16 protein-coding genes and 2 pseudogenes are annotated in these 20,779 nt (G+C 58.5%); 14 read left to right on the forward strand and 4 right to left on the reverse strand.

Features of this window, described 5'->3' with window-relative positions:
• The first annotated feature begins 8 nt into the window (after positions 1 to 8).
• From CFI11_RS06155 to CFI11_RS06195, 9 genes are all read left to right on the forward strand, one after another.
• A complete protein-coding gene (locus CFI11_RS06155) occupies positions 9 to 875 on the forward strand; it encodes a xanthine dehydrogenase family protein subunit M (protein WP_130404083.1) in 867 nt (288 codons plus the stop codon).
• 11 nt (positions 876 to 886) lie between these two features.
• Positions 887 to 1,387, forward strand: coding sequence for a (2Fe-2S)-binding protein (locus CFI11_RS06160; protein ID WP_130404085.1), 501 nt, complete (start codon positions 887 to 889; stop codon positions 1,385 to 1,387).
• A 12-nt stretch (positions 1,388 to 1,399) separates the two neighbouring features.
• Positions 1,400 to 3,877 carry a xanthine dehydrogenase family protein molybdopterin-binding subunit gene (locus tag CFI11_RS06165; protein ID WP_130404087.1) on the forward strand — a complete coding sequence of 826 codons (2,478 nt, stop codon included), beginning with the start codon at positions 1,400 to 1,402 and terminating at the stop codon, positions 3,875 to 3,877.
• Positions 3,878 to 3,946: 69 nt separating this feature from the next.
• Complete coding sequence (locus CFI11_RS06170) at positions 3,947 to 4,690, forward strand: TetR/AcrR family transcriptional regulator (protein ID WP_130404089.1); 744 nt, start codon at positions 3,947 to 3,949, stop codon at positions 4,688 to 4,690.
• Between the two features lie 16 nt (positions 4,691 to 4,706).
• Entirely contained in the window at positions 4,707 to 5,663 is a 957-nt protein-coding gene (locus CFI11_RS06175) for a 3-hydroxyacyl-CoA dehydrogenase (RefSeq protein WP_130404091.1), read from the forward strand.
• Between the two features lie 108 nt (positions 5,664 to 5,771).
• Positions 5,772 to 7,808 carry a thiamine pyrophosphate-dependent enzyme gene (locus CFI11_RS06180; protein WP_130404093.1) on the forward strand — a complete coding sequence of 679 codons (2,037 nt, stop codon included), beginning with the start codon at positions 5,772 to 5,774 and terminating at the stop codon, positions 7,806 to 7,808.
• A 29-nt stretch (positions 7,809 to 7,837) separates the two neighbouring features.
• Positions 7,838 to 8,356 (forward strand): hypothetical protein, encoded by a 519-nt coding sequence (locus CFI11_RS06185; protein ID WP_217358756.1) that lies wholly within the window; start codon positions 7,838 to 7,840, stop codon positions 8,354 to 8,356.
• A 36-nt stretch (positions 8,357 to 8,392) separates the two neighbouring features.
• Positions 8,393 to 8,866 (forward strand): CoxG family protein, encoded by a 474-nt coding sequence (locus CFI11_RS06190; protein ID WP_130404097.1) that lies wholly within the window; start codon positions 8,393 to 8,395, stop codon positions 8,864 to 8,866.
• 44 nt (positions 8,867 to 8,910) lie between these two features.
• Positions 8,911 to 9,192 carry a hypothetical protein gene (locus CFI11_RS06195; protein WP_130404099.1) on the forward strand — a complete coding sequence of 94 codons (282 nt, stop codon included), beginning with the start codon at positions 8,911 to 8,913 and terminating at the stop codon, positions 9,190 to 9,192.
• Between the two features lie 274 nt (positions 9,193 to 9,466).
• Here CFI11_RS06195 and CFI11_RS06200 read toward each other — a convergent pair whose 3' ends face one another.
• The gene (locus CFI11_RS06200) at positions 9,467 to 10,390 is read right to left on the reverse strand and encodes a LysR family transcriptional regulator (RefSeq protein WP_130404101.1); all 924 of its coding nucleotides are present in this window, start codon (positions 10,388 to 10,390) and stop codon (positions 9,467 to 9,469) included.
• A gap of 106 nt (positions 10,391 to 10,496) precedes the next feature.
• Between CFI11_RS06200 and CFI11_RS06205 the strand changes: the two genes are divergently transcribed.
• From CFI11_RS06205 to CFI11_RS06225, 5 genes and pseudogenes are all read left to right on the forward strand, one after another.
• Positions 10,497 to 10,799 carry a DUF1330 domain-containing protein gene (locus tag CFI11_RS06205; protein ID WP_130404103.1) on the forward strand — a complete coding sequence of 101 codons (303 nt, stop codon included), beginning with the start codon at positions 10,497 to 10,499 and terminating at the stop codon, positions 10,797 to 10,799.
• A gap of 58 nt (positions 10,800 to 10,857) precedes the next feature.
• Positions 10,858 to 11,640, forward strand: coding sequence for a CmcJ/NvfI family oxidoreductase (locus CFI11_RS06210; protein WP_130404105.1), 783 nt, complete (start codon positions 10,858 to 10,860; stop codon positions 11,638 to 11,640).
• A 1-nt stretch (position 11,641) separates the two neighbouring features.
• Positions 11,642 to 12,643 (forward strand): LLM class oxidoreductase, encoded by a 1,002-nt coding sequence (locus CFI11_RS06215; protein WP_254449036.1) that lies wholly within the window; start codon positions 11,642 to 11,644, stop codon positions 12,641 to 12,643.
• Positions 12,640 to 13,404, forward strand: a complete 765-nt coding sequence (locus CFI11_RS06220; RefSeq protein ID WP_130404107.1) for an SDR family NAD(P)-dependent oxidoreductase — start codon at positions 12,640 to 12,642, stop codon at positions 13,402 to 13,404. Before CFI11_RS06215 ends, CFI11_RS06220 begins: the two co-directional genes overlap by 4 nt.
• A gap of 222 nt (positions 13,405 to 13,626) precedes the next feature.
• Positions 13,627 to 14,686 (forward strand): annotated as a pseudogene (locus CFI11_RS06225) (IS110 family transposase).
• 246 nt (positions 14,687 to 14,932) lie between these two features.
• On the opposite strand, the pseudogene CFI11_RS06230 reads toward CFI11_RS06225, so the two are convergent.
• From CFI11_RS06230 to CFI11_RS06240, 3 genes and pseudogenes are all read right to left on the reverse strand, one after another.
• Positions 14,933 to 15,418, reverse strand: a pseudogene (locus CFI11_RS06230) (tyrosine-type recombinase/integrase); the annotation flags it as partial.
• A 588-nt stretch (positions 15,419 to 16,006) separates the two neighbouring features.
• The gene (locus CFI11_RS06235) at positions 16,007 to 17,452 is read right to left on the reverse strand and encodes an amidase (RefSeq protein ID WP_130404111.1); all 1,446 of its coding nucleotides are present in this window, start codon (positions 17,450 to 17,452) and stop codon (positions 16,007 to 16,009) included.
• 803 nt (positions 17,453 to 18,255) lie between these two features.
• The gene (locus CFI11_RS06240; protein ID WP_217358757.1) at positions 18,256 to 20,199 is read right to left on the reverse strand and encodes a primary-amine oxidase; all 1,944 of its coding nucleotides are present in this window, start codon (positions 20,197 to 20,199) and stop codon (positions 18,256 to 18,258) included.
• Between the last annotated feature and the right edge of the window lie 580 nt (positions 20,200 to 20,779).

The raw sequence follows: 20,779 nt of genomic DNA on the forward strand, positions 1-20,779 counted from the left end.
GAAACACAATGAAACCGGCACCTTTCGCTTACGAGCGACCGGATACCTTGCAGGCCGCTCTTGGCCTTCTGGCCGATCAATCTATTGAGACGCGCTTGCTTGCGGGTGGGCAAAGCCTTGTTCCGATGATGAATTTCCGCGTCGCGCGGCCCGAACGTCTGATCGACATCAATCGTATCGCGGGTCTCGACCACATCGACTTGGACGGCGATGTTTTGCGGATCGGCGCGATGGCGCGCCATAATGCCGTCAAAGGATCAAAAGTTGTCGCGCAGGCTGCACCGATCATCCCTATGGCATATGAATGGGTGGCTCACGGAACGGTGCGCAATCGCGGCACGATTGGCGGGAACCTCTGTCATGCAGATCCCGCCTCGGAAATGCCCATGCTCATGCGGCTACTTGGTGCCGAGCTGGTTGTGCGGTCCTCGGAGGGTGAACGCACCCTGCCGGCGACCGAATTCTTTGTCGGTCTTTACGAGACGGCTCTAGAGCCCGAAGAGATGCTGGTCGAAATTTGCGTCCCCGCCGCGCCTGAAGGCCAAGGGCATGGGTTTGAGGAGGTGAGCCTGCGCAAGGGCGACTTCGGCTACTGCTTTGTCGGCGCGACCGTCCGCCGGGATGGCGACGCGTTCGCCGCTTTGTCCGTCGGGATCGGCGGCATCGCATCGACCGCCGTCACCCTGGACGGCGCTGGGGCAGCCTTGCGCGGCAAGAGCATCACCGACGAGGCCGCCATCGCAGATGCGATCGCATCGGATATCGCTGGCATCGACATAATCGGTGACCAGCGCGTGCCGTCGGCCTACCGTCGTGATCTGGCACAAACGCTGGCTCTGCGCGCGATCAAAGCCGCTACAAAGAACGCTAGTTAGGGGTGGGCACCATGCAAAAGACAGAAATCTCTTTCACGTTGAACGGCAAGCCCCGTACGGCCGAAACGCCACCGCGCATGTTGCTGAGCGACTTCCTGCGCCATGAGCTGTCGATGACCGGCACCCATGTGGGCTGCGAGCATGGCGTCTGCGGCGCCTGCACGGTCCTGGTCGACGGCGCTTCGGTGCGCTCGTGCCTTACCTTTGCGGTCCAGATCGACGGGGCGGAGCTGACCACCGTCGAAGGCATGGCCGACGGCGGCACGCTCAGCGCGGTCCAAAGCGCATTTTGGGAAGAGCATGGCCTACAATGCGGGTTCTGCACTCCGGGTATGCTGGCGGTCGCGAAAGAGTTGCTCGACCACAACCCAAACCCGACGGACGACCAGATTCTAGAGGCCATCGCGGGCAACCTGTGCCGCTGCACTGGTTACACCCAGATTGTGGCTGCCGTGCGGTCTGCTGCCCTGAAGCTGCAGGCCGAAACCGAAACCGCCGTTGCGGCTGAATGAGGGGCGATAAACATGTCTGTATCCGAACACCTCAAAGACAACGTCATCCCGCCCTCGCGCCAGCGCGAAAAGCCGAGTGCCGATTTGGACTGGATCGGAAAACCGGTTAAGCGGGTCGAGGATCCGAAGTTCCTGGCCGGCAAGGCGCAATACATTGACGACGTGAAAGTGCCTAACATGGCCCACGCGGCGGTTTTGCAAAGCCCCTACGCCCACGCACGCATCCTCGGCATCGACACCTCGAAGGCTAAGGCCCTGAAAGGCGTAATCGCTGTCCTCACCGGCGCTGAAATCGCCGAATACGTTGATCCTTGCCCGAGCTTTGCAAGTCCCCCGGTTCCGCAGACCTGCTGCGCCATTGACCGGGTGCGCCATGTTGGCGAGACGGTCGCGGCGGTTGTCGCGGTGGACCGTTACGTCGCCGAAGATGCACTGGACCTGATCGAGGTGGAATACAGTCCGCTGCCGGTAAATGTCGATATCGAGGCAAGCACCGAGGCGACGGGTGACGCGCTGATCCATCCCTCCGAGCACGATACCAACGTGCCGCTGGACGAGAGCTTTGAATTTGGTCCCGTACTGGATGATTTTGCCAAGGCAGATCACATCGTTAAGCGCCGTCTGCGCTGGGGCCGTTCTTCGGCTCAGGCAATGGAGACGACGGGCTGCATCGCTGACTTTGACGCAATTTCAGATGGCTATACGATTCACTGCAACACGAACTTCTACGCGTTTATCCCTTTCGTGATCGCAGGTTCGCTTAAGGTTTCGCCTACAAACCTGAAGCTGATGCCCGTTGCCACCGGCGGCAGCTTTGGGTCGAAGGTGTTTACCCACAAGATCATCATACTGACATGTGCGCTCTCGCGCGCCGTCGGTCAGCCGGTGAAGTATATCGAGGACCGCCTCGCGCATTTCACCTCGTCGGATTCCCATGGCTCCGACCGGCTCTATGACGCCGAACTGGCGCTCGACAAGGACGGCAAGATGCTGTCCTTCCGCTTCGATGTGCTCGATGATTACGGGGCATATCTGCAGTTTGGCGTCGGCACCCACGGCAACGCTATGGCGCAGGTGACGGGCCCGTACCAGATCAACAGTTTCGGCATGCGCTGCCGGGCCGTTCTGACCAACAAATGCCAACAGGGTCCGTTCCGCGGCTTCGGCTCCGAGGTCACGAACTGGGTGATGGAACGGATCGTCGATGCAGCGGCCGAAGAGCTTGGAATGGACCCGCTGGACCTGCGCGAAAAGAACATGATCCAGCCCGATCAGTTCCCTTACATGATCCCAACCGGAAACATCTACGATAGTGGCGATTTTCAGAAGGTCTTGGCGGAGGCAAAGAAGCTGATCGGGTATGACGATTGGAAGGCCAAGGTCGAGGCGATGCGCGCTGAGGGCCGCGCGGTAGGCATCGGTGTCGCGACCTGCATGGAACGTTCGGTTTACAGCCCGACCGAATGGTGGTCGCTCAACAACATCCAGACGCCTGGCTTCACACTTACCTCGACACCCGAGGGTGTATCGGTGCGCATCGATGCGTCGGGCAAGTTCTTCGTTACCCTGAACTCACCCTTCATCGGAAACAGCCCGGAGACGGTGGTAGCCCAGGTGCTCGCTGAGCAATTCAAGATCGATCCGTCGGAAATCGGCTTCAGCTATGCCGACAGCCAGTCGGGCTTCAACGGTGTGGGACCGCAAGGCAGCCGGTTTACGACCATGATCACCGGTGCAGTTGTCTCGGCCTCCATGAAACTCAAGACCAAGCTGCTGCGGTTGGCCGCTCATCTTCTGGAATGCAAACCGGATGATCTAGAGCTCGCCGGCGGCATGATCCGAGTGAAAGACGCCCCAACACGTGAAAAGGCGATTGCTGAGGTCGCGCTTATGGCGTCGTTCTTCCGCCTGAATTTCCCTGATGAACCGGAGTTCGACAGCGGGTTGGAGGCGACGGCGGTCTACGACCACCCGCTCTCGACCGACCCGCACCCGGACCGCAAGCATCTCGGGATCTTCTATCCAATCATGGGCCATGTCTGCCACATCGTCGTGACAGAGGTGGATATCGCAACAGGCAAGGTCGAGATCCTCGATTACGCCGCGGTTCACGACAACGGGACCATCGTGAACCCGATGACGTTAGCCGGGCAAGTCTACGGCGGTACGGCCATGGGGGTCGGTACCACCCTCTACGAAGGGTTCGACTTCGACGAGGACGGGCAGTTCCTGAACCCGAACTTCGCCGAATACGGCATCATCACGGCGCGAGAGATGCCCATCGACTTGAAACTGGGCCACGTCCAGACCCCGTCGCCTTACACCGAATACGGTGTGAAAGGCGGGGGGGAGGGCGGCCGGCTTGCCGCGCCGCCGGCAATCACGAGTGCGATCGAAAATGCGTTGTCTGACTACGATGTAAAAATCCACAGCCTTCCAATCCCGCCGGCCAAGCTGCACGGCCTTATCCACGGTGCACGCTTGAGATAAGCTCGCCCTGGCTTGGACGCGGGCTCGCCCCCTCCCGGCTTGCCCGCGTCTTAAAGGAGACCGCCCGACATGATCGACCAATCGAAATCGACCGAACTTCGTGAGGATGCATTGGACATCGATGCCAGCCCGGCAACGCCAGAACGCCCACAAAAAACGGTGGGCCGCCCCAAGTCGCGAAGTTCCGAAGAAACGCGCGAGCGAATTCTGAACGAGGCCGAACGCCTTTTTGCGGAGCGTGGTTATGATGGCACGTCCGTCAGAAATGTCGCGTCTGCAGCTGGGCTGCAACTGCAGGCCATTGGCTATCATTTCGGGCCTAAAGAGAGCCTGTTCGAAACGGTGGTCGAACGCCGCGCGGTCGTTCTGAACGCGATGCGCGAAGACGCACTAGCAACGCTACGCGAGGAACATGGCCAGGCGCCATTGCCTCTGGACGACCTGGTGCGCGCTTATTCACGGCCTTTCATCGCCTCGGCCAATAGCGACGACGAAGGCTGGCGGAACTTCGCTGCACTTATGGGGCGGCTGGCCAATTCACGGCTTGGGACAGCGACAATCACCAGGCACTACAACGTCATTGCCAAAGCCTATATCGCGGAGCTCAAAAAAAGCCTGCCGGACGCGCCTGAGCAGTCCATCGTTGATGGCATGCTTTTCTTTGTTGCATCCATGCTGTCGATTTGTGCCGCGACGGGCCGGTTTTCCGACCTGTCTGGTTCTGCAGGCGAACGCCCGATGGAAGAGGCCTACGAGGACCTCGTCACATTTACTGTCGCGGGGCTTGAGGGCCTTGCGATGGAGCGCTCTTGAGGTCGGAGGCAATGGCATGACGCATACCAAGCAGAAGATCGTAATTGCCGGTGTTGGATTCATCGGGCGCGCCTGGGCGATCAGTTTTGCCCGCGCAGGGCACGATGTTGTCCTGTGGGCGCGGCGCCCCGAAGCAGCCGAGGCCGCGCGCGAGCCGATTGCCGACATCCTTCCCAGCCTTGAGAAGCAAGAGCTCTTGATGGGGTCGAGCGCCGACGCAACGCTTGCCCGGATTGCAGCAGCGCCGACCCTTTCCGCCGCGCTTGATGGTGCAGACTATGTCCAGGAAAACATCGCTGAGGACGCGGGCGCCAAGGCAGCGTTCTTCTGCGAGCTCGATGCCTTGGCCCCGCGCAATGCTATCCTAGCCTCATCCTCCTCCGCGATCCTGCCGTCTGACTTCACAAAAGACGTGCCAGGCCGCCGTCGCTGCCTTGTTGTGCATCCAATCAATCCGCCCTTTCTGATCCCCGCGGTTGAAGTCGTCCCGGCCCCCTGGACCGACGATGCCGTGACGGCCCGCGCGCGTGACATGATGAGCCAGATTGGCCAAGCCCCCATCGTTATGCAAAAAGAGATTCCGGGCTTTGTGATGAACCGAATTCAAGGCGCTGTTTTGCAGGAGATCTTTCGCCTCGTCACCGATGGCTACGCAGATATTGAGGATATCGATAGCGGCTTGCGTGACGGTCTTGCCCTGCGTTGGGCGGTCATGGGTCCGTTCGAGACAATCGACCTCAACGCTCCGGACGGTGTGAGGCAATACGCTGAACGCTATGAGGCGCTTTACAGCGCTCTTCACGAAACACAGATTAACCGCGCCTCCTGGACAGGGCCAATTCTCGACCGGATCGAAGAACGGCGCAGGGCGCTTTTGCCAGCAGGCGATCTGGAAGACCGGCGTCTATGGCGCGACATGATGCTCGCGCGCCTTGTCGCGGCCAAGACAGAGGCGCTCGCCGACCTGCAGTGAGCAAAAAGACAACCTGGAACAGGTTCCACATAAAAAATAGTCGTACGTATAAAGAAATAGGTCTTCTGCAGCTCTGCGCCGAGGACGCCCATCGAAGGACAGCCGCCCATGACTGAGAAAAACCTCAAACCGATTGCAAGCCAGGATCATGGCTATGCACGCAAAGCCTTTACCGACATCGCATTTGCGCGGGCCTTTGAACAGGCGGCTTGGGATCTCACGCAGATAAACCCGCCGCGCGTTCCGGGCTCGATGCATTTTTGCGCCGGTCAAGAAGCGGTTCCTTTCGGGGCCGCAGCGGGGCTTGGACCTGATGATCAGATAATTGCGACTTATCGTGGGCACGGCTGGGCCCTGGCTTCAGGGTTGCCCGCACGCGCTGTCATGGCCGAGATCTGCCAAAAGGCCGAAGGGGTTAACGGTGGGCGCGGCGGCTCACCCTATATTATGGCACCCGACACCCGCTTTATCGGCGAAAACTCCATCGTCGGAGCGGGCACGACGATTGCGTGCGGCGTCGCCATGGCAAACCTCGCGCAAGAAAACGGGCGTGTGGTGATCGTCAGCATCGGGGATGGCGCGACCAATCAGGGCGCCGTGCATGAGGCCATGTCGTTTGCCGCGATCCGCGCGCTTCCGGTCATTTTTGTCGTTGAGAACAACGGCTGGGCCGAACTCACGCCTGCGCCTTCCATGCTCCGCGTCGACCGTGTCGCGCAGCGGGCGTCTAGCTACGGCATCCCGTCGGCCACCATCGATGGCAGCGACCCTATTGCTGTGCGCGACAGCATGGCCCTTGCCGCCGAACATGCGCGCAAAGGCGATGGTCCGAGCCTTCTGGAATTTCGCGTGCCACGGCTTTGGGGCCACTACAACCGCGACATTGAGCACTACCGCCCAAAGGCCGACAGGGCTGAAGCCGAAGCGCGCGACCCATTGACGGTGTTCGGTGCGCGCATCGTGGCGTCCGGTATCATGACCGACACGGAGGTCGAGGCTCTTGTGGCCGAGCAAACGCAAGCCGCGCGCGAGATGACCGAAGCGGTGATGGATGGCCCTGATCCTGATCCTCAAACTGCACTGGATCACGTGCTTGCCAAACCTTCTGCCGCTGATCCCGGACCAGTCCATGAAACGGTCGAACTGAAATACATCGACGCCGTCAATCGCGCTTTGCGCACAGCCTTGGAACAGGACGAAGCCGTCCTGGTCTATGGCGAAGACGTGGGCAATGGGGGCGGGATCTTCGGCGGCAGCCGGTACCTTCAGCGCGATTTTGGTGCGGCGCGTGTCTTTGATACGCCCATCGCCGAAAATGCCATTCTCGGCTCTGCCGTGGGGGCAGCGATGTGCGGAATGAAGCCCGTCGTTGAGATTATGTGGGCCGATTTCCTTTTCGTGGCGCTCGACCAGATCGTCAATCAGGCCGCGAACATCCGCTACCTCACGCAGGGTAAGGTTGGCTGCCCGATGGTTGTGCGCACGCAGCAGGGGGTGACGCCGGGCTCCTGCGCACAGCATTCACAGTCTGTCGAGGCACTGCTGGCCCATGTCCCGGGCATCAAGGTTGGCCTCGCCGCCACGCCGGGCGATGCCTACGCGATGCTACGCGCCGCCATCGACGATCCAGATCCCGCGGTCGTTATCGAGGCGCGCGGCCTTTACCAAACGAAAGGTGAGGTCTTGCTGACGGACGGATCTGAAGGCGTCGGCAAGGCCAAGCTGCGCCGCGAAGGCTCGGACATCGCCCTGATAACTTGGGGGACGATGTTGCCGCACGTTCTGGACGCGGCCGAGACGCTGGCTGGCGCGGGTGTCGAGGCATCGGTTCTCGACCTGCGCTGGCTCAACCCGCTCGACGAAACCGCCCTGGTCGACGTAGTCCGCGCCGCCGGGGCGCGCGCCCTGATCGTGCACGAAGCAGTCCGGACAGGCGGCTTCGCTGGTGAGATCGCCCTACGCCTAACGGAGCTCCTTAAGGATGAGGGGCTTTCGCTTGATATCCGCAGGCATACCACACCGGATGTGCGGATGCCGTCCTCAGCTATTCTGCAGGCGGCGCTGTTACCATCTGGCGAAAACATCGCAGAGTTTGCGCGCGACATGCTCGAGCATGGATCGGCTGAAGCAAGCGATGCCGCCTGATGACACTGCATGTTTCAATCCAAGCCGCGATGCAACGATACGAACTTGTCGGCACGCAAACCGTCCTGACAGCGGGAACTCTTGCGTCAGCGTCCATGCCAAAGACACTCTTGGGCAAAGATGGACTTGATAGCTCGAACCGGTGGCGGACGGTCGGTGCCACGTCTAGCCTCTTTGGTTCCGGTGCGTTGCCACAGGTCGAGGTCATTGACCACTCCTACCCACGCCTCGATGGCGTGACGCTCGCCGAGCAGATGGCCATCACGGCAGGCTTTGGCGCTGACGATGTGCCCCGCAGGATCTGGCCTGCCTTTTCGGCATTCCCCGAACTCATCTCGGCCCGCCACGAGGCTTCGGCGCGCACGGCCCATGCGGTTCAGGTGCTCACAACTGTAGCGATCGCATTTCTCAAGCGGCCCGATATCATCCTGCTGGACGCGGCATGGTGGGCCGAAGCCCAACGCGACCTGCCAAATGCGCGGCGGCGTCTTCGGCAATTTGCGGAAGAAATGGGGCTGGCGATTTCGATCTTGGCCGACGGCTCCTGACCCAAAAGAACCAGACTAAACAAGGGAGGAAGAAGTATGCACTTTACGAACGAACGGATTGTGAACGCCCCGATAGAGGTCGTTTGGGCCGGTTTGAACGACGTGGAGGTCCTGCGCGATTGCATCCCGGGCTGTGAAGCACTCAATCGCGAGGCCGATGATACATTTAGCGGCCGCCTACGGCTCAAGATCGGGCCGGTCTCCGTCCGACTGAGCGGCGAGGTCCATCTCTCAGACGTTGAAGTGCCGCATAGGCTTCGCCTCAATGGCAAAGGGACTGGTGTCATGGGCATCGCCAAAGGCGGGGCCGATGTGGTTCTGACACCAGAGCCCGACGGGATGACACGACTGGGCTATGACGCCAACGTCGATGTCGGCGGGAAAATCGCACAACTTGGGTCCCGGCTTATCGGTTCAACAGCCAACAAGCTCGCTGCGCAATTCTTCGACAGCTTCGGTGCCACAGTGGAAGCTGAAACGGAGACTGTAAAGGTCGTGAACGCGCGCTGACGGATTACGACGAGGCTGGACCCAAAAGTGTATAGGAGGAGATCATGCCAGAAGGTCAACGATTGAGCTCGGCTGACCGTGCCGCCGTCTTAAGTGGTTTGATCGACGGTCGTAGTATTGCTGAAGTGGCATTCGAAATTGGCGAGAGCGATGACATTTTGAACGAGGCAGTGGCCGACGCCCTGAATTCTCTGTGCAATGCGCTTCAGCCGAACGGTATAGGAGTGTCTGCTGTGAATTTGAATGAATTGATGCGGTTGCATCAAAGTCTTGGCGATCTGATCGGACAGTTTGACCTGCTGAGCGCAGTCGTAGCCGCTCGATAACAAAAATAACATAACACCGCTCTGCCACAGCGACAGCGGTAACGACAACTCTAAGGATTATCGCGACCTGGAAGTCAGCGTTACATCGTCGTTCCGCCAATGTCCGCTATGCGTGCTGCATATGCAGCATTCGTCACACGCGTTGGAGGTCGGCTATGGGCCGTCCTCGATGTGTCTACCATGTCACGCCACTTCTGATGCTGCGTCACCTCCGAGGTCGGCAATGAGCCCAATGTGCGTAATACTGCGCTAGATATCGATGACCGCTTTGCCATCAATGCGGTTTCTCGTCTTGCGCCTCCCATACTGGCCTATTCCCAATCCGGTCGAGCAAAAAGTCCATGAACACGCGTACCTTTGCTGAGAGAACGTTGGTCTGCGGGTAGATAAGCCAGAGTGCAGTATCTGCCACGCAGGTGTAGTCGGGGAGAACGCGAACGAGTCGGCCGGAGGCAAGTTCTTGATGAACGCTCCAAAGGGAGTGTGGCGCGATGCCAGCACCGGCTATCGTGGCGACCTTGTGGCTATGGCCGTCGTCAATGATCAAGTTGCAACGGCCTTGGCCGGGGTCAAAGTCAGCATGAGTCCGGTCATCTTTGACCATGGGGTGCGGCATATCATTTCCGAAGGCGACCAAGTGATGGTCTTGCAGGTCATCAGGTGTCCCTGGGTGTCCGTGTTCCGTCAGGTATCCCGGTGATGCGCACAGAACGCGGGTGTCATCGGCCAGTTTACGGCCCCGCAGGCTGGAGTCCTCAAGAACCGCATTCCGCAGCGCTAGATCAAAACTCCCATCAATCAGGTCGAATTGTTTGTCTGACAGCCGCATATCCAAACGCAGGTCCGGGTGATCTTTCGTGAAGTCCGGCAAGATCGGCGCGATGTAGAGTTGGGCGAATGTGCTGGGAGCAGTGAAGCGCAATGTGCCAGACACCCGTGCTGCGCCCTGGCCAAGTGCAGCACGGGCGGCGTCCTCACGGGCCACAATGTCTCTGGCATATGGCAAGAACTCCAGCCCCTCAGTCGAGAGTGCCACTTTCCTGGTGGACCGGTGAAGCAGGTCGGCCCCCACACTTTTCTCCAGTTTGCTCATCCAAGCACTGGCAACTGATGGGGCCAGCCCAAGTTCCCGCCCGGCGGCGCTGATGTTCAGCTTGTCGGCAGCCAGCACAAAGAGGCGCAGGGTATCTGTTTCCATGATTATATCCAAAACCGGAAATATCATTTCCGACTTGACCTAGTTTATTCAGGTTTTGCAATGCCTCATGTTTCCTGAAACCGACACATCAATCAGGAGACAAGCCATGGCCTATTATTCCGTTCTTGCCGTTACGCCATCCAGCGAAGACTGGATTCCCGACTACCTGCCAACCGCAAACAAGCTGGTTGCAAAGCATGGTGGCAAGTATCTGGCCCGCACCGCATCACACGAACAGGTGGAAGGCGGTGACCAAGCAGCCGCACTCCGCATCATTCTGGAGTGGCCCTCGAAAGAGGCGGCGATGAACTTCATGGACGATCCTGAGTACAAGCCGCATCTCGATGCCCGGACCGCAGGATCAGAAAGCTACCACTTCGTGATCGAAGGCAAAGACGATCTCGCCTGATGTCCTGATCTCGGCCCGGTGCAAAGGCATCGGGCCTGTTGCAACGAGGACAATCAACATGTCACGTACTGCAACGGTAAATCACCATGTTCACGCCTCTGAGCGGCAAGCCTACCATATTGATGCGGGTGGCGTTGCGGGGAAGATCATCCCGCCAGAGCACGATCTGACCGAAGTCCAACTGACGGATGTTCGTCGCGATGGCGGTGTGAGTTTCGAACACGACAGTGTTGGATTCCTGACAGCCCCTTCGACCGTGAGCGCCTTCGATCAAGACCGTGCTTGGCAAGACGCCTATGATCATGAACTCACGACCTTGCTCAAACGTGAAGCGGGCACAACCGAGGTCATCATCTTTGACCATACCGTGCGCATCGACGATCCTAAGGCAAAACGCAAACCTGCCCGCAATGTGCACAGCGACTACAGCCCCGAAGGTGCACAGGGGCGGCTGATCGACATACTGGGTGAGGCCAAAGCTGCTGAATGGTCAAGCGGATATTACGGCTTCATCAATGTGTGGCGTCCGGTGGGGCACCCGATCAACTCGGCACCTCTGGGCTTTGTGCGCCCCTCCAGTGTGTCCGACAAAGACTGGCTTTTGCTCGACCTGATTTACCCCGACCGGCGGGGGCACATCATGGGGCTGGTTGGAAACCCGAACCACGAATGGGTGTATCAATCCCGTATGACGCCGGACGAGGTGGCGATGTTTAATATCTACGACAACCGAGGGAGGCCGTCAGTGGCTCATTCGGCGCTGGACATGATCGAAGACCCGACGATCACCACAGTCCGGCGAAGCATCGAGAGCCGCACTTTGGTGCGCTATGGAGAGTGAAATGGTAGACACACAAGTGATGCTGGACACAGCAACACCCATGGCATTCCCGTCGCTGAACCGAGCGTACAATACCGTGTTCCGACCGGGCGACCTGACCGTTGGTCTGGTTGTCCCACTGGAGGCTCATCAGAGTAGCCCGGTGCCGGATATGAGCCGCCATGTGGAACGGGCGCGGATGGCCGACGAGTTGGGCTTCGCCGCTTTGTGGCTACGTGACGTGCCGTTTAACGTGCCGACATTCGGCGATGCGGGTCAGACATTCGATCCCTTTGTCTATCTTGGCCTGTTATCTGGTGTGACTCGCAATATCGCCCTCGGCGTCGCAAGCATCATCTTGCCACTGCGCCATCCGGCCCATGTGGCCAAGGCAGCTGCCTCTGCCGACCAGCTATCAGGTGGGCGTCTGTTGCTGGGCGTCGCATCTGGCGACCGTCCCGAAGAATACCCAGCCCTTGGCATGGGTTTCCCTGACCGAGGAGACAGGTTCCGCGAAAGTCTGGACTACATCCGTGCCATGGCCGCCGAGTATCCTACCTACACCGGCGGCCATGGAACCCTGAGCGGGTCGATGGATATGCTGCCTAAACCTGCAAGTGGACGAGTGCCGATCATTATCACAGGTGGCTCACAGCAGAACCCAGACTGGGTTGCATCACATGGTGATGCCTGGATGACGTATCCACGGGACATCACATCACAGGCGCAGGTGGTGAAGGATTATCGTTTGCGCGGGGCAAATGCTGGTGCAGAGACAAAACCGGTTATGCAGTCGCTCTATGTCGATCTTGTCTCAGAAGACGATGCAGGGCCGACGCCAATCCATCTAGGGTTCCGCTCAGGCGTTACGTTTCTGAATGGTTTTCTCGGGTCTTTGCGTGACCACGGCATCAACCATGTCGCCCTGAACCTGCGGTTTAACCAAGCCGACATCGAAGACACTATGAAGCGCCTCGCCGACGAGGTGCTTCCAGAGTTTCCAACAGAAAAGAGCACACGATGAACAAAACCATTCTCATCACCGGATCAACCGACGGCATCGGCCTTCTGACGGCCAAGACTCTCGCTGACATGGGTCACACGGTCATTCTACATGGTCGAAGTGCGGACAAACTGGAGGCCGCAGCGAAGGAACTTGGGGTCAATGTTGCTACCTATCAGGCCGACCTATCGTCACTGGAAGAAACGGCCAAACTCGCTGAGGCGGTCAAAGCGAACCACGACTGCATCGATGTTCTTATCAACAATGCTGGGGTGTACAAAACCTCGAATCCAATTCTGCCCAACGGTCAGGATGTGCGGTTCGTGGTGAACACACTTGCGCCGCATGTTCTGACCAAGGCGCTGCTGCCGATCATTCCTAGCAGTGGCCGTATCATCAATCTGTCGTCCGCCGCGCAGTCCCCAGTCGATTTGGCGGCCTTGGCCGGAGACAAGCACCTCGACGACATGGGGGCCTACGCACAAAGCAAACGCGGCATCGCCTTGTGGTCGGCTCAGATGGCGGCCACACACCCTGACGGCCCAGCCTTTATCGCCGTCAATCCAGGCTCCCTTCTAGCGTCCAAGATGGTCAAGGAGGGGTTCGGCGTCGCTGGAAATGACTTGCAGATCGGCGCTGACATCCTCTGCCGACTTTCGCTGGATGACGACTTCATGGATGCATCTGGCCGCTATTGGGACAACGATGCCGGTCGCTTCGGTCATATCGACTTGGGGCAGGCTGAGAGCGTAGCCGAGGCTATCGCGTCACTGGCAGATTGAGTGGCTGGTAAGTGGGGAAGCAAACCTGACCCCAGGATCGTCAGCAGACAGCATTATCTACGAGTTCAAACCACCCAAGTTCTTGCAGCTGCAGCGAATGGAGGAAATGCGGGTTGCAACTGCAGTATCCCGACTTCCTATCCAAGGTCCGGTAATGGGATGTACCGGCTGCTTCATCCAGCGGGTTAGGCTTTGCCTATTTCTGCAAACCGGAGAAGTAGCATGGCGAAGACAGACCTTGATGATCTGATGTCGATCGGCATCGATATCGGCAAGGACACATTCCACATTGTGGGTTTCGATCCCTCTGGACAGCGTGTCTTGCGCAAACAGATCAAGCGGCTTGCACTGGCGGCGTCGTTCGAGAAGCTGCCGCGTTGTATTGTCGGCATGGAGGCATGCCTGAGTGCCCACTTTGTCAGCCGGACACTGCGCGAGATGGAGTTGGCGCCCCGTATCATCCCGGCGATCTACGGGAAGCCGTTCAGTAAAGGCCAGAAGAACGACTACAACCATGCAGAAGCAATCGCCGAGGCAGCGCTTCGGCCGAACTTTCAGACCGTGTCCGAGAAGAGCCAGGATCAGCTTGATCTTCAAGCCCTGCACCGGGTCAGATCGCGTTTGGTGTCTCGTCGGATGGCGACGATCAACCAGATCCGCGCCTTTCTTATCGAACAGGGCATCACCGTGCGCAAAGGTCTACGCGCGCTGAAGAACGCGTTCGAGACGACCCTGGAAGAGCACGAAGACGAGATATCTCCACGCATGCGCTCGATCCTGATTGGTTTTTACGGCGACTGAATGTGGATGGATGACCGGATCGACAAAGTCTCGGCAGAAATCGAAGAGATTAGCCGAACCGAAGAGAACTGCTATCAACGTCATGACGGTGCCAGGCATTGGCCCGATGATCTTAACGGCGACGGTTGCAGCCATTGGCGAAGGAGAGGCCTTTGACCGCGGGTGCGACTTCGCGGCGTGGGTGGGATTGGTCCTCAGGCAATACAGCACCGGGGGCAGACCGGTTCTTAGGCGTGTATCGAAGCGCAGCAGCAGATGTCTGAGGATGCTGTTTGTTCAGGCGGCGATGATCATCATGACGCGACCGCATCGGTGGCCGGACTTCAGTTTTGGCGATTGGTTGACCCGTGCCTCAGAGCGCATGCATCGAAACAAGGCTGCTGTTGCTCTGGCAAACAAACTCGCGCGAGTGGCATGGAGCATTCTGAGCCACAAAACGGCGTTCGACGCCTCGGGATATGAGGTTGCCGCCGGTGTTTGAGGACCTAAGGCAACCCAAAGGAGGTCGCGACAGATCGAAAGCATAGAACGGAAAAACTACGCCCCCAGAATCTGACGGTCCAAATGGTCAGCGATGACCTGTCCGGTAATGAGACCACGGTGCGAGCGTAACCCCAACAAGGCCACGAACCGCGTGTCGATCAGTAGGCCGGATACATATGAGCGACTTCCGAGAACATGCGAAGAAATCATTTGCGAACAGCAGCCGGTACATACATTTGGGCCGTTACTGCCAAAGTTCGCTCAGCACATCGACCCGCTCCAACGCTCGTCGCCGCGCATGGTTCGAGACCCTGACATAGATCTCGGTTGTCCTGAGGTTCGCGTGCCCCAGAAGTGCTTGAACCATCCGGATGTCGATACCTTCTTCGATCAGCAGTGTCGCGGCCGAGTGACGGAACCGATGCGGTTTGATGCCGAGGCGTTTCGACAGCGCACGCAGCCGTTTGCTGACCGTAGCTGCTCGGAGCCGACGTCCCGCCGTGTTTAAGAACAGCGGCGATGCAAAGGAGCCGTGTTCCAAACGCATCTGACAGAAGTGTTGAAACTCATCCTGTAAATGACGGTTCGGCAGGAAGAGGATCCGCTCTTTGCTGCCTTTGCCCTGCACGAAGATCTGGCCGCCGTCCGGTGAGACATCGCGTATCTTTGCCTTGGTCAACTCGCTGATACGTAGTCCGGTCACGATTGGTAGCTTGGTGATCAGGAGTGTGACGCCATCTTGCGAGGACTGCTGTCACTTGGCAGTTAATCGTCAGAATGCGGAAGTCTGGCTCGGGCTTTGCAGTTTATTGTGAGATTTTGGAGCGCCGGAGTTTCAAGCTAACGACCAAGCGGACTGCATCCGATGCCAACTCCGCGTCATGTTCGGGTCCGTCTCGCACGCGCGATTGAGCGCTCATGTGATTGAAAGATAAAACAAGTCCGTCATTTCAATTGTAAGCGCTACGCTAAGAGGCTCTCGTTTGACTTTTCCGGACAAGGTTTGACCTGGTCTGTTTGAGACGAAAAATGCCAGGAGGCGAGTTCTCAAATAAGGTGCCAAAACCAAGACTTGGCTCTCAAACAAGATGCCAAGTCGCAAATTAGGCGCTCTCACAACCCGTTGAAACCATTGAGGGAGCGGTCTCGCAATTCAGTGCAAAGTGACATCAACACCACACCCCAAAAAATGCCTCGGAAGGAAGACACCCGCGGAGGTCTTCCGGGAAAAGATGATGGAAGACATGGGAAGATCGCCTTATCCTCGAGGGCAATAGCAGTCGCGCTTCAAGTATCGCTCACAGCTTCGAACGAGGAATTACGCGTCGGCAATCATATCCGCTACGTGCACTGTAGGACGTCGCCCGGCCCAGGGCCGCGCCTCTTCGAGTTGACCGGCCAGCTGTAGAATCGAGGCCTCGTCGTACATCCGCCCGACCAACTGCGCGCCGGTCGGCAGACCGTCAACCAACCCCATCGGCACGCTCAAAGCGGGCTGACCTGTCATGTTGAACTGCGCGCAGTAGGGGAAAAGCGCAAAGAGGTGATCGTAATACTCCTGGGCTGTGATCCCGACTTCGTCCTGGCGCATCTTGCCCAGCTCCAGTGCGGGCTGGCGCAGAGTCGGCAGCAGAATGGCATCGACCTGCGTCATGAACTGCCCGAAGGCGCCACAGACACCGGCCATCGTGGCCCACGTCATCTCCATATCCATCGCGCTCAGCTGCGATCCAGCCTCGACACAAGCCAGCGTGGCCGGCTCCAGCAGGTCAGGCGTCAGTTCCCGACCTAGCTGCGCCGAGATGCCAAGCGCCGCCGACGCGGTGAAACCCATCCACGCGCAGAAATTCGCCCGGCGCCAGGCTTCGACATCGTATTTTGGCATCATTTCTACGATCTGGTGGCCTTGGGCGCGCAGGGCCTCCGCCGTAGCCTCAAGTTCTGCGATCACGCCCGGCACTGGCTCCGGCATGCCGGGCAGATGTGTCATGTAGGCGATCTTCATGCTGCGCGGCTTTTGTTCGAGCACTTTCGCGTAAGGCGTGTCCGGCCGCGGTGCCTGGAAAAACGCGCCGATCTCCGGCCCTTCGACCAGGTCCAGAAGCTGCGCGGTGTCGCGCACACTGCGCGTGACCGCAAACTCGATCCCCATGCCCGAAAGCGGCATCATATTGACCGGCCCAAGCGGCGTGCGCCCCCGCGTCGGCTTCAGGCCTACAAGCCCGCAGGAGGCAGCGGGTATGCGGATCGAGCCACCGCCGTCATTTGCATGGGCGACAGGGACCACGCCAGCGGCCACCGCCGCGGCGGACCCGCCGGATGACCCACCCGCACTGCGTTGCGTATTCCAGGGGTTGCGTGTCGGGCCGTAGAGCTTGGCCTCGGTCGTGGCGGAAAAGCCCATCTCCGGCGTCGTGGTGATGGCGTGAATGTTGAGGCCCGCCGCCTTGAAACGCTCCACGAGGGTCGAGGACACGGGCGGCACAAACACCCCGTCCTCCAGCAGTTTCGTGCCCGCCCGATGCGGCACGCCCGCGACCCAGCTGACCAGATCCTTGACCAAGAACGGCACACCCGCCCATGGCCCGTCCCTCGCACCTTCAATTGGCGTTGGCAGGTCTTGTGCTACGAAATTCAGTGTCTCATTGGCTTTAGACAGCGCAGCGCGCGCTGTCCTGGCAACCTCGGCGGCGGTGACCTCCTTGTCCGCGATCAAACCGGACAGCGCTGTCGCATCACAGGCAGCATATTCGTCAATATTCATGACAGTCTCCCTTAGCTCTGACCGTAATCCTAGATGGCGCTTTAAGGCCAGCGAATAGTGCAGATGAGCTATGCGGTACACGGCAGAGGTTCTATCGATGGCGGAAGCTTTATCGAGCGATGCAGCGGTGTCAGCTTGTTCGACCGAATGCGCTCGCCAAGGAAAACCAGCGACTGCGCCGGGCAGTGTGTGATCTGACATTCGTCAAGCTCGTCTTGACGGAGGCAGCAAATGATACACCGCTTCAACCAAGCCATCCAGCGGATGATTTGTAGCTTTGAACGCGAAGCCCTTGTGAGCTCTTCACTTCGCCGGAATGGCATCGATCATCTGCGGCGGGAGCTTGGAGTAGGGGCGGCTCAAGCTTGATGTTAAGAGCAGGACCGCGATGCTGCGATGCGGCCCGTCAGACCGGGAATGCGCTTCCCAGCCCAAGAAGCGCTGACGACCGCGAAATACCCATCTTTGTTTGCACGTCTTTTACCACCTCGTCGTTAATCTCAGGGGCTTTCTGACCGACAGGCTCAAAAACGCTGGATGTGCCTTGCAGAAGCGCCCGTTTGCAACTGTGGATCATGCTGGTGTCGATGCCAAACTTGCTCGATATCTCTGCGCCAGTCCGTTCACATGTCACAGCCCCAAGCGCGCGTTTTTACCAAACTCGGGGCTGCAGTTCGTTTGCTTCGACCTATCTGATCTTTTGGTCTTCGAAGATAGGCAGACCGCAAATCGTATCGTCCGTCCGCGTCGGAATTTCGATGTCCTTCCTGACGTCGACGCATGTGCCGGTCGTGCGCGCCGGCTTATTCTGCCGCCAGCGCGCGTTTACTCGCCTTATTCGTGTCGGGTTGCAAATCGAGTGTTGGGTTTCGGTCAAAGAAACCCGTCGGCATGAGCTTGAAGCCCAACATCACACATGGCTGGACAGGGAAATCCTCAAGCCTTGTGATGTGATGCAGACCGAACGTGTGCCAAACCACGATGTCCTTTTCTGCAACAGGGCGTTCTTGTTTGACCCAGGTCGCGATCCCGTCCGAGCCGTCGCTATTATTGACAAACTCGCCCGCAGGGAAGCGCTCCTCCGGATCGTAGGGCGTCACCCAAAGATCTGAATAGCAAAAGCCCATGCGCTTGCCTGAAGGACCGTTGGGGTCCTGGAAGATCTTGCACGAGTGCACGGGTTCGAGTTTGTAGGCCGTCGCTGCCCCCATGGCATTGGTTTTCTCTGCGCTGGCGATTTTCCAATAGCGTTCGACGTCGGGGTTGCGCGACCTGCCGCACTCCACCTCAATCGGGGTTTCCTTGACAAAGAACGCGTTGCCATAGGGGTTTTCCGGGCCCATCGGCAGCGTATTGGTGTCGCATTCCTTGACCGTATTCACATCGCCATCAATGGCCATGTCCAGCCGGGCGATAAAAATATGCTGGTGGTTCTGGCCAATCACGCCCGGAGAAACTTCGGTGCCGTATTTGGTCTTGTCCGGATCATCCGGATCAGCTGAGACAGTATTTATGATGCCGGTTGCTTTCATCTCAAACTCTATCTCGCCGTCGAGATACAAATACCAGTAAGACCCGTACTCATAATTGCCCACGGTTGCGACGAAAGAGATCACCAGCCGCCGAGCCCGGCGGACTTCTGTCTTCTCGGTGCGGAAATCCCAATGCTTCCACTGGATGCCGTAGTCTTCTTCGTGGATGCAGATGCCGTTCTTGATCAGGACCGGCACCCCGTCGATGCCCGGTACATAGCAATCAAGATAGTGGATTGCGCCCAGACAATCGCAGCCCAGTTCCAGGGAATTGGCGAGCTTTCCTATGCCGTATTCACCGATGTCGAACACGTTCTTGCGCGAATGCTGTTTCTTGGGGCTGCCATAGGGCACGACCATTTCGGCGATGGACGCGCGGTAACAAAGGGGCCGCCCACCATAGGAAATGTCGTGAAGTGTGAGACCTTCACGCCCATTGAAGCCGATGATCATGGACCACTCATGCCAGTCGATCCGCCGACCATTCATGTCAAAGCTCACGCCTTCGGGCTGGACGACATCGATAGGTTTGAGATCCTCGCGCAGCTTCGGCTGCGCATCGGGTGTGTAATTGCTGTCCTGTTTTGGCACCGGCACCACACCATAGTCATCGACACGCAACACTTTCATTTCGGTGATGTCGACCACTGCGTTCACGCCTTCAATCGGGTGGGCATAGAGGTTGTCGTCAGGAAAGGAGCGAACCCAGGCGAAGGTATGCGAGATATGCCGCCCTTCCTCGCCCTCATCGCCAAAGCTCCCAGCGGACCAGGGATCGACGCAGACGAGATCCATCTCCTCGATCCCGCGCTTCTTGCAGGCCTCGATAAAGCGCGGGTCGGCTTTTACGCAGGCTTCCACCTGCATGAATTCCTCACCCTGGATCATCGGATGCACGTCGGACCGATCCTCTTTGGAGAGCACAGTGCCCTGCGTGATGGACACCTTGTACTTCGTGACCCCGCGCCGGTTGCCGTAGAACACGTTTACCCGCGCTTCGCGTTCAAACGCGTCGCCGTAAGAAAACGCGCGCACAACGCTCTTTTCCGGCTCAAGCAATTCGATGGTTTCAAAGCGGAGCGTTTCAGCAAGGTCTCCGACATCTGCCCGCACGAGCTCGGCTGCCGCGATCATCTCGCCACGGGTCAGAGGTTCCAGAGGGTGTAGGGCGACGGTTTCTTCACTCTTGTTGCACTGTGTCTGCATCACATTCATGGCCATGCTCCCTGATCTATATGGTTATGTGAAGTTTTGAACGCAAACTATTTTGAGTCAAATGTTGCCACGCCTTTGCCATGGGTTGAGGCACAGAAAGTTGACGTTGGGTCAAAAAAGTGCGGAATCGTCGCTTGGCACTTAAGTGAAAGAACGCGGTTGTTTTGAAGATTTTTGGCGTTTTGATCTGAGAACCATCGGGTCCGGGCTTCATAGCAGTTGCATCTGTTGGGGTGGTCCCCACTCGATCGCCGGATTGCCAAATGGTCAGTCGCCGTGACAAATCGGTTCCTTTTGTCTCCCATCATGTGCCCTTGCAGCATCTTCAGCATCGGTGGCCCTGCGCGGTCGATGATCGCCCCGCCTGCCAGGAGCGTGGGTCGGATGCAAGATCGGCAATAGCTGTCACGGTTGATTGACCGGAACTGGAAACCAGGACCCTGCGTATAGCGGTTGCACGGCGGCAGGCCTCTGCTCACAGGGCGTCGTCTATCTCGTCTGGAAGTGGTTCGGCCATAATGAGAACCCGGCAAAATCAGAGCCACAGGTATCGAATTAAGTGCTAAAGTTCAGTCTCCAT

Source organism: Thalassococcus sp. S3 (assembly GCF_004216475.1).
Taxonomy (GTDB): Bacteria; Pseudomonadota; Alphaproteobacteria; order Rhodobacterales; family Rhodobacteraceae.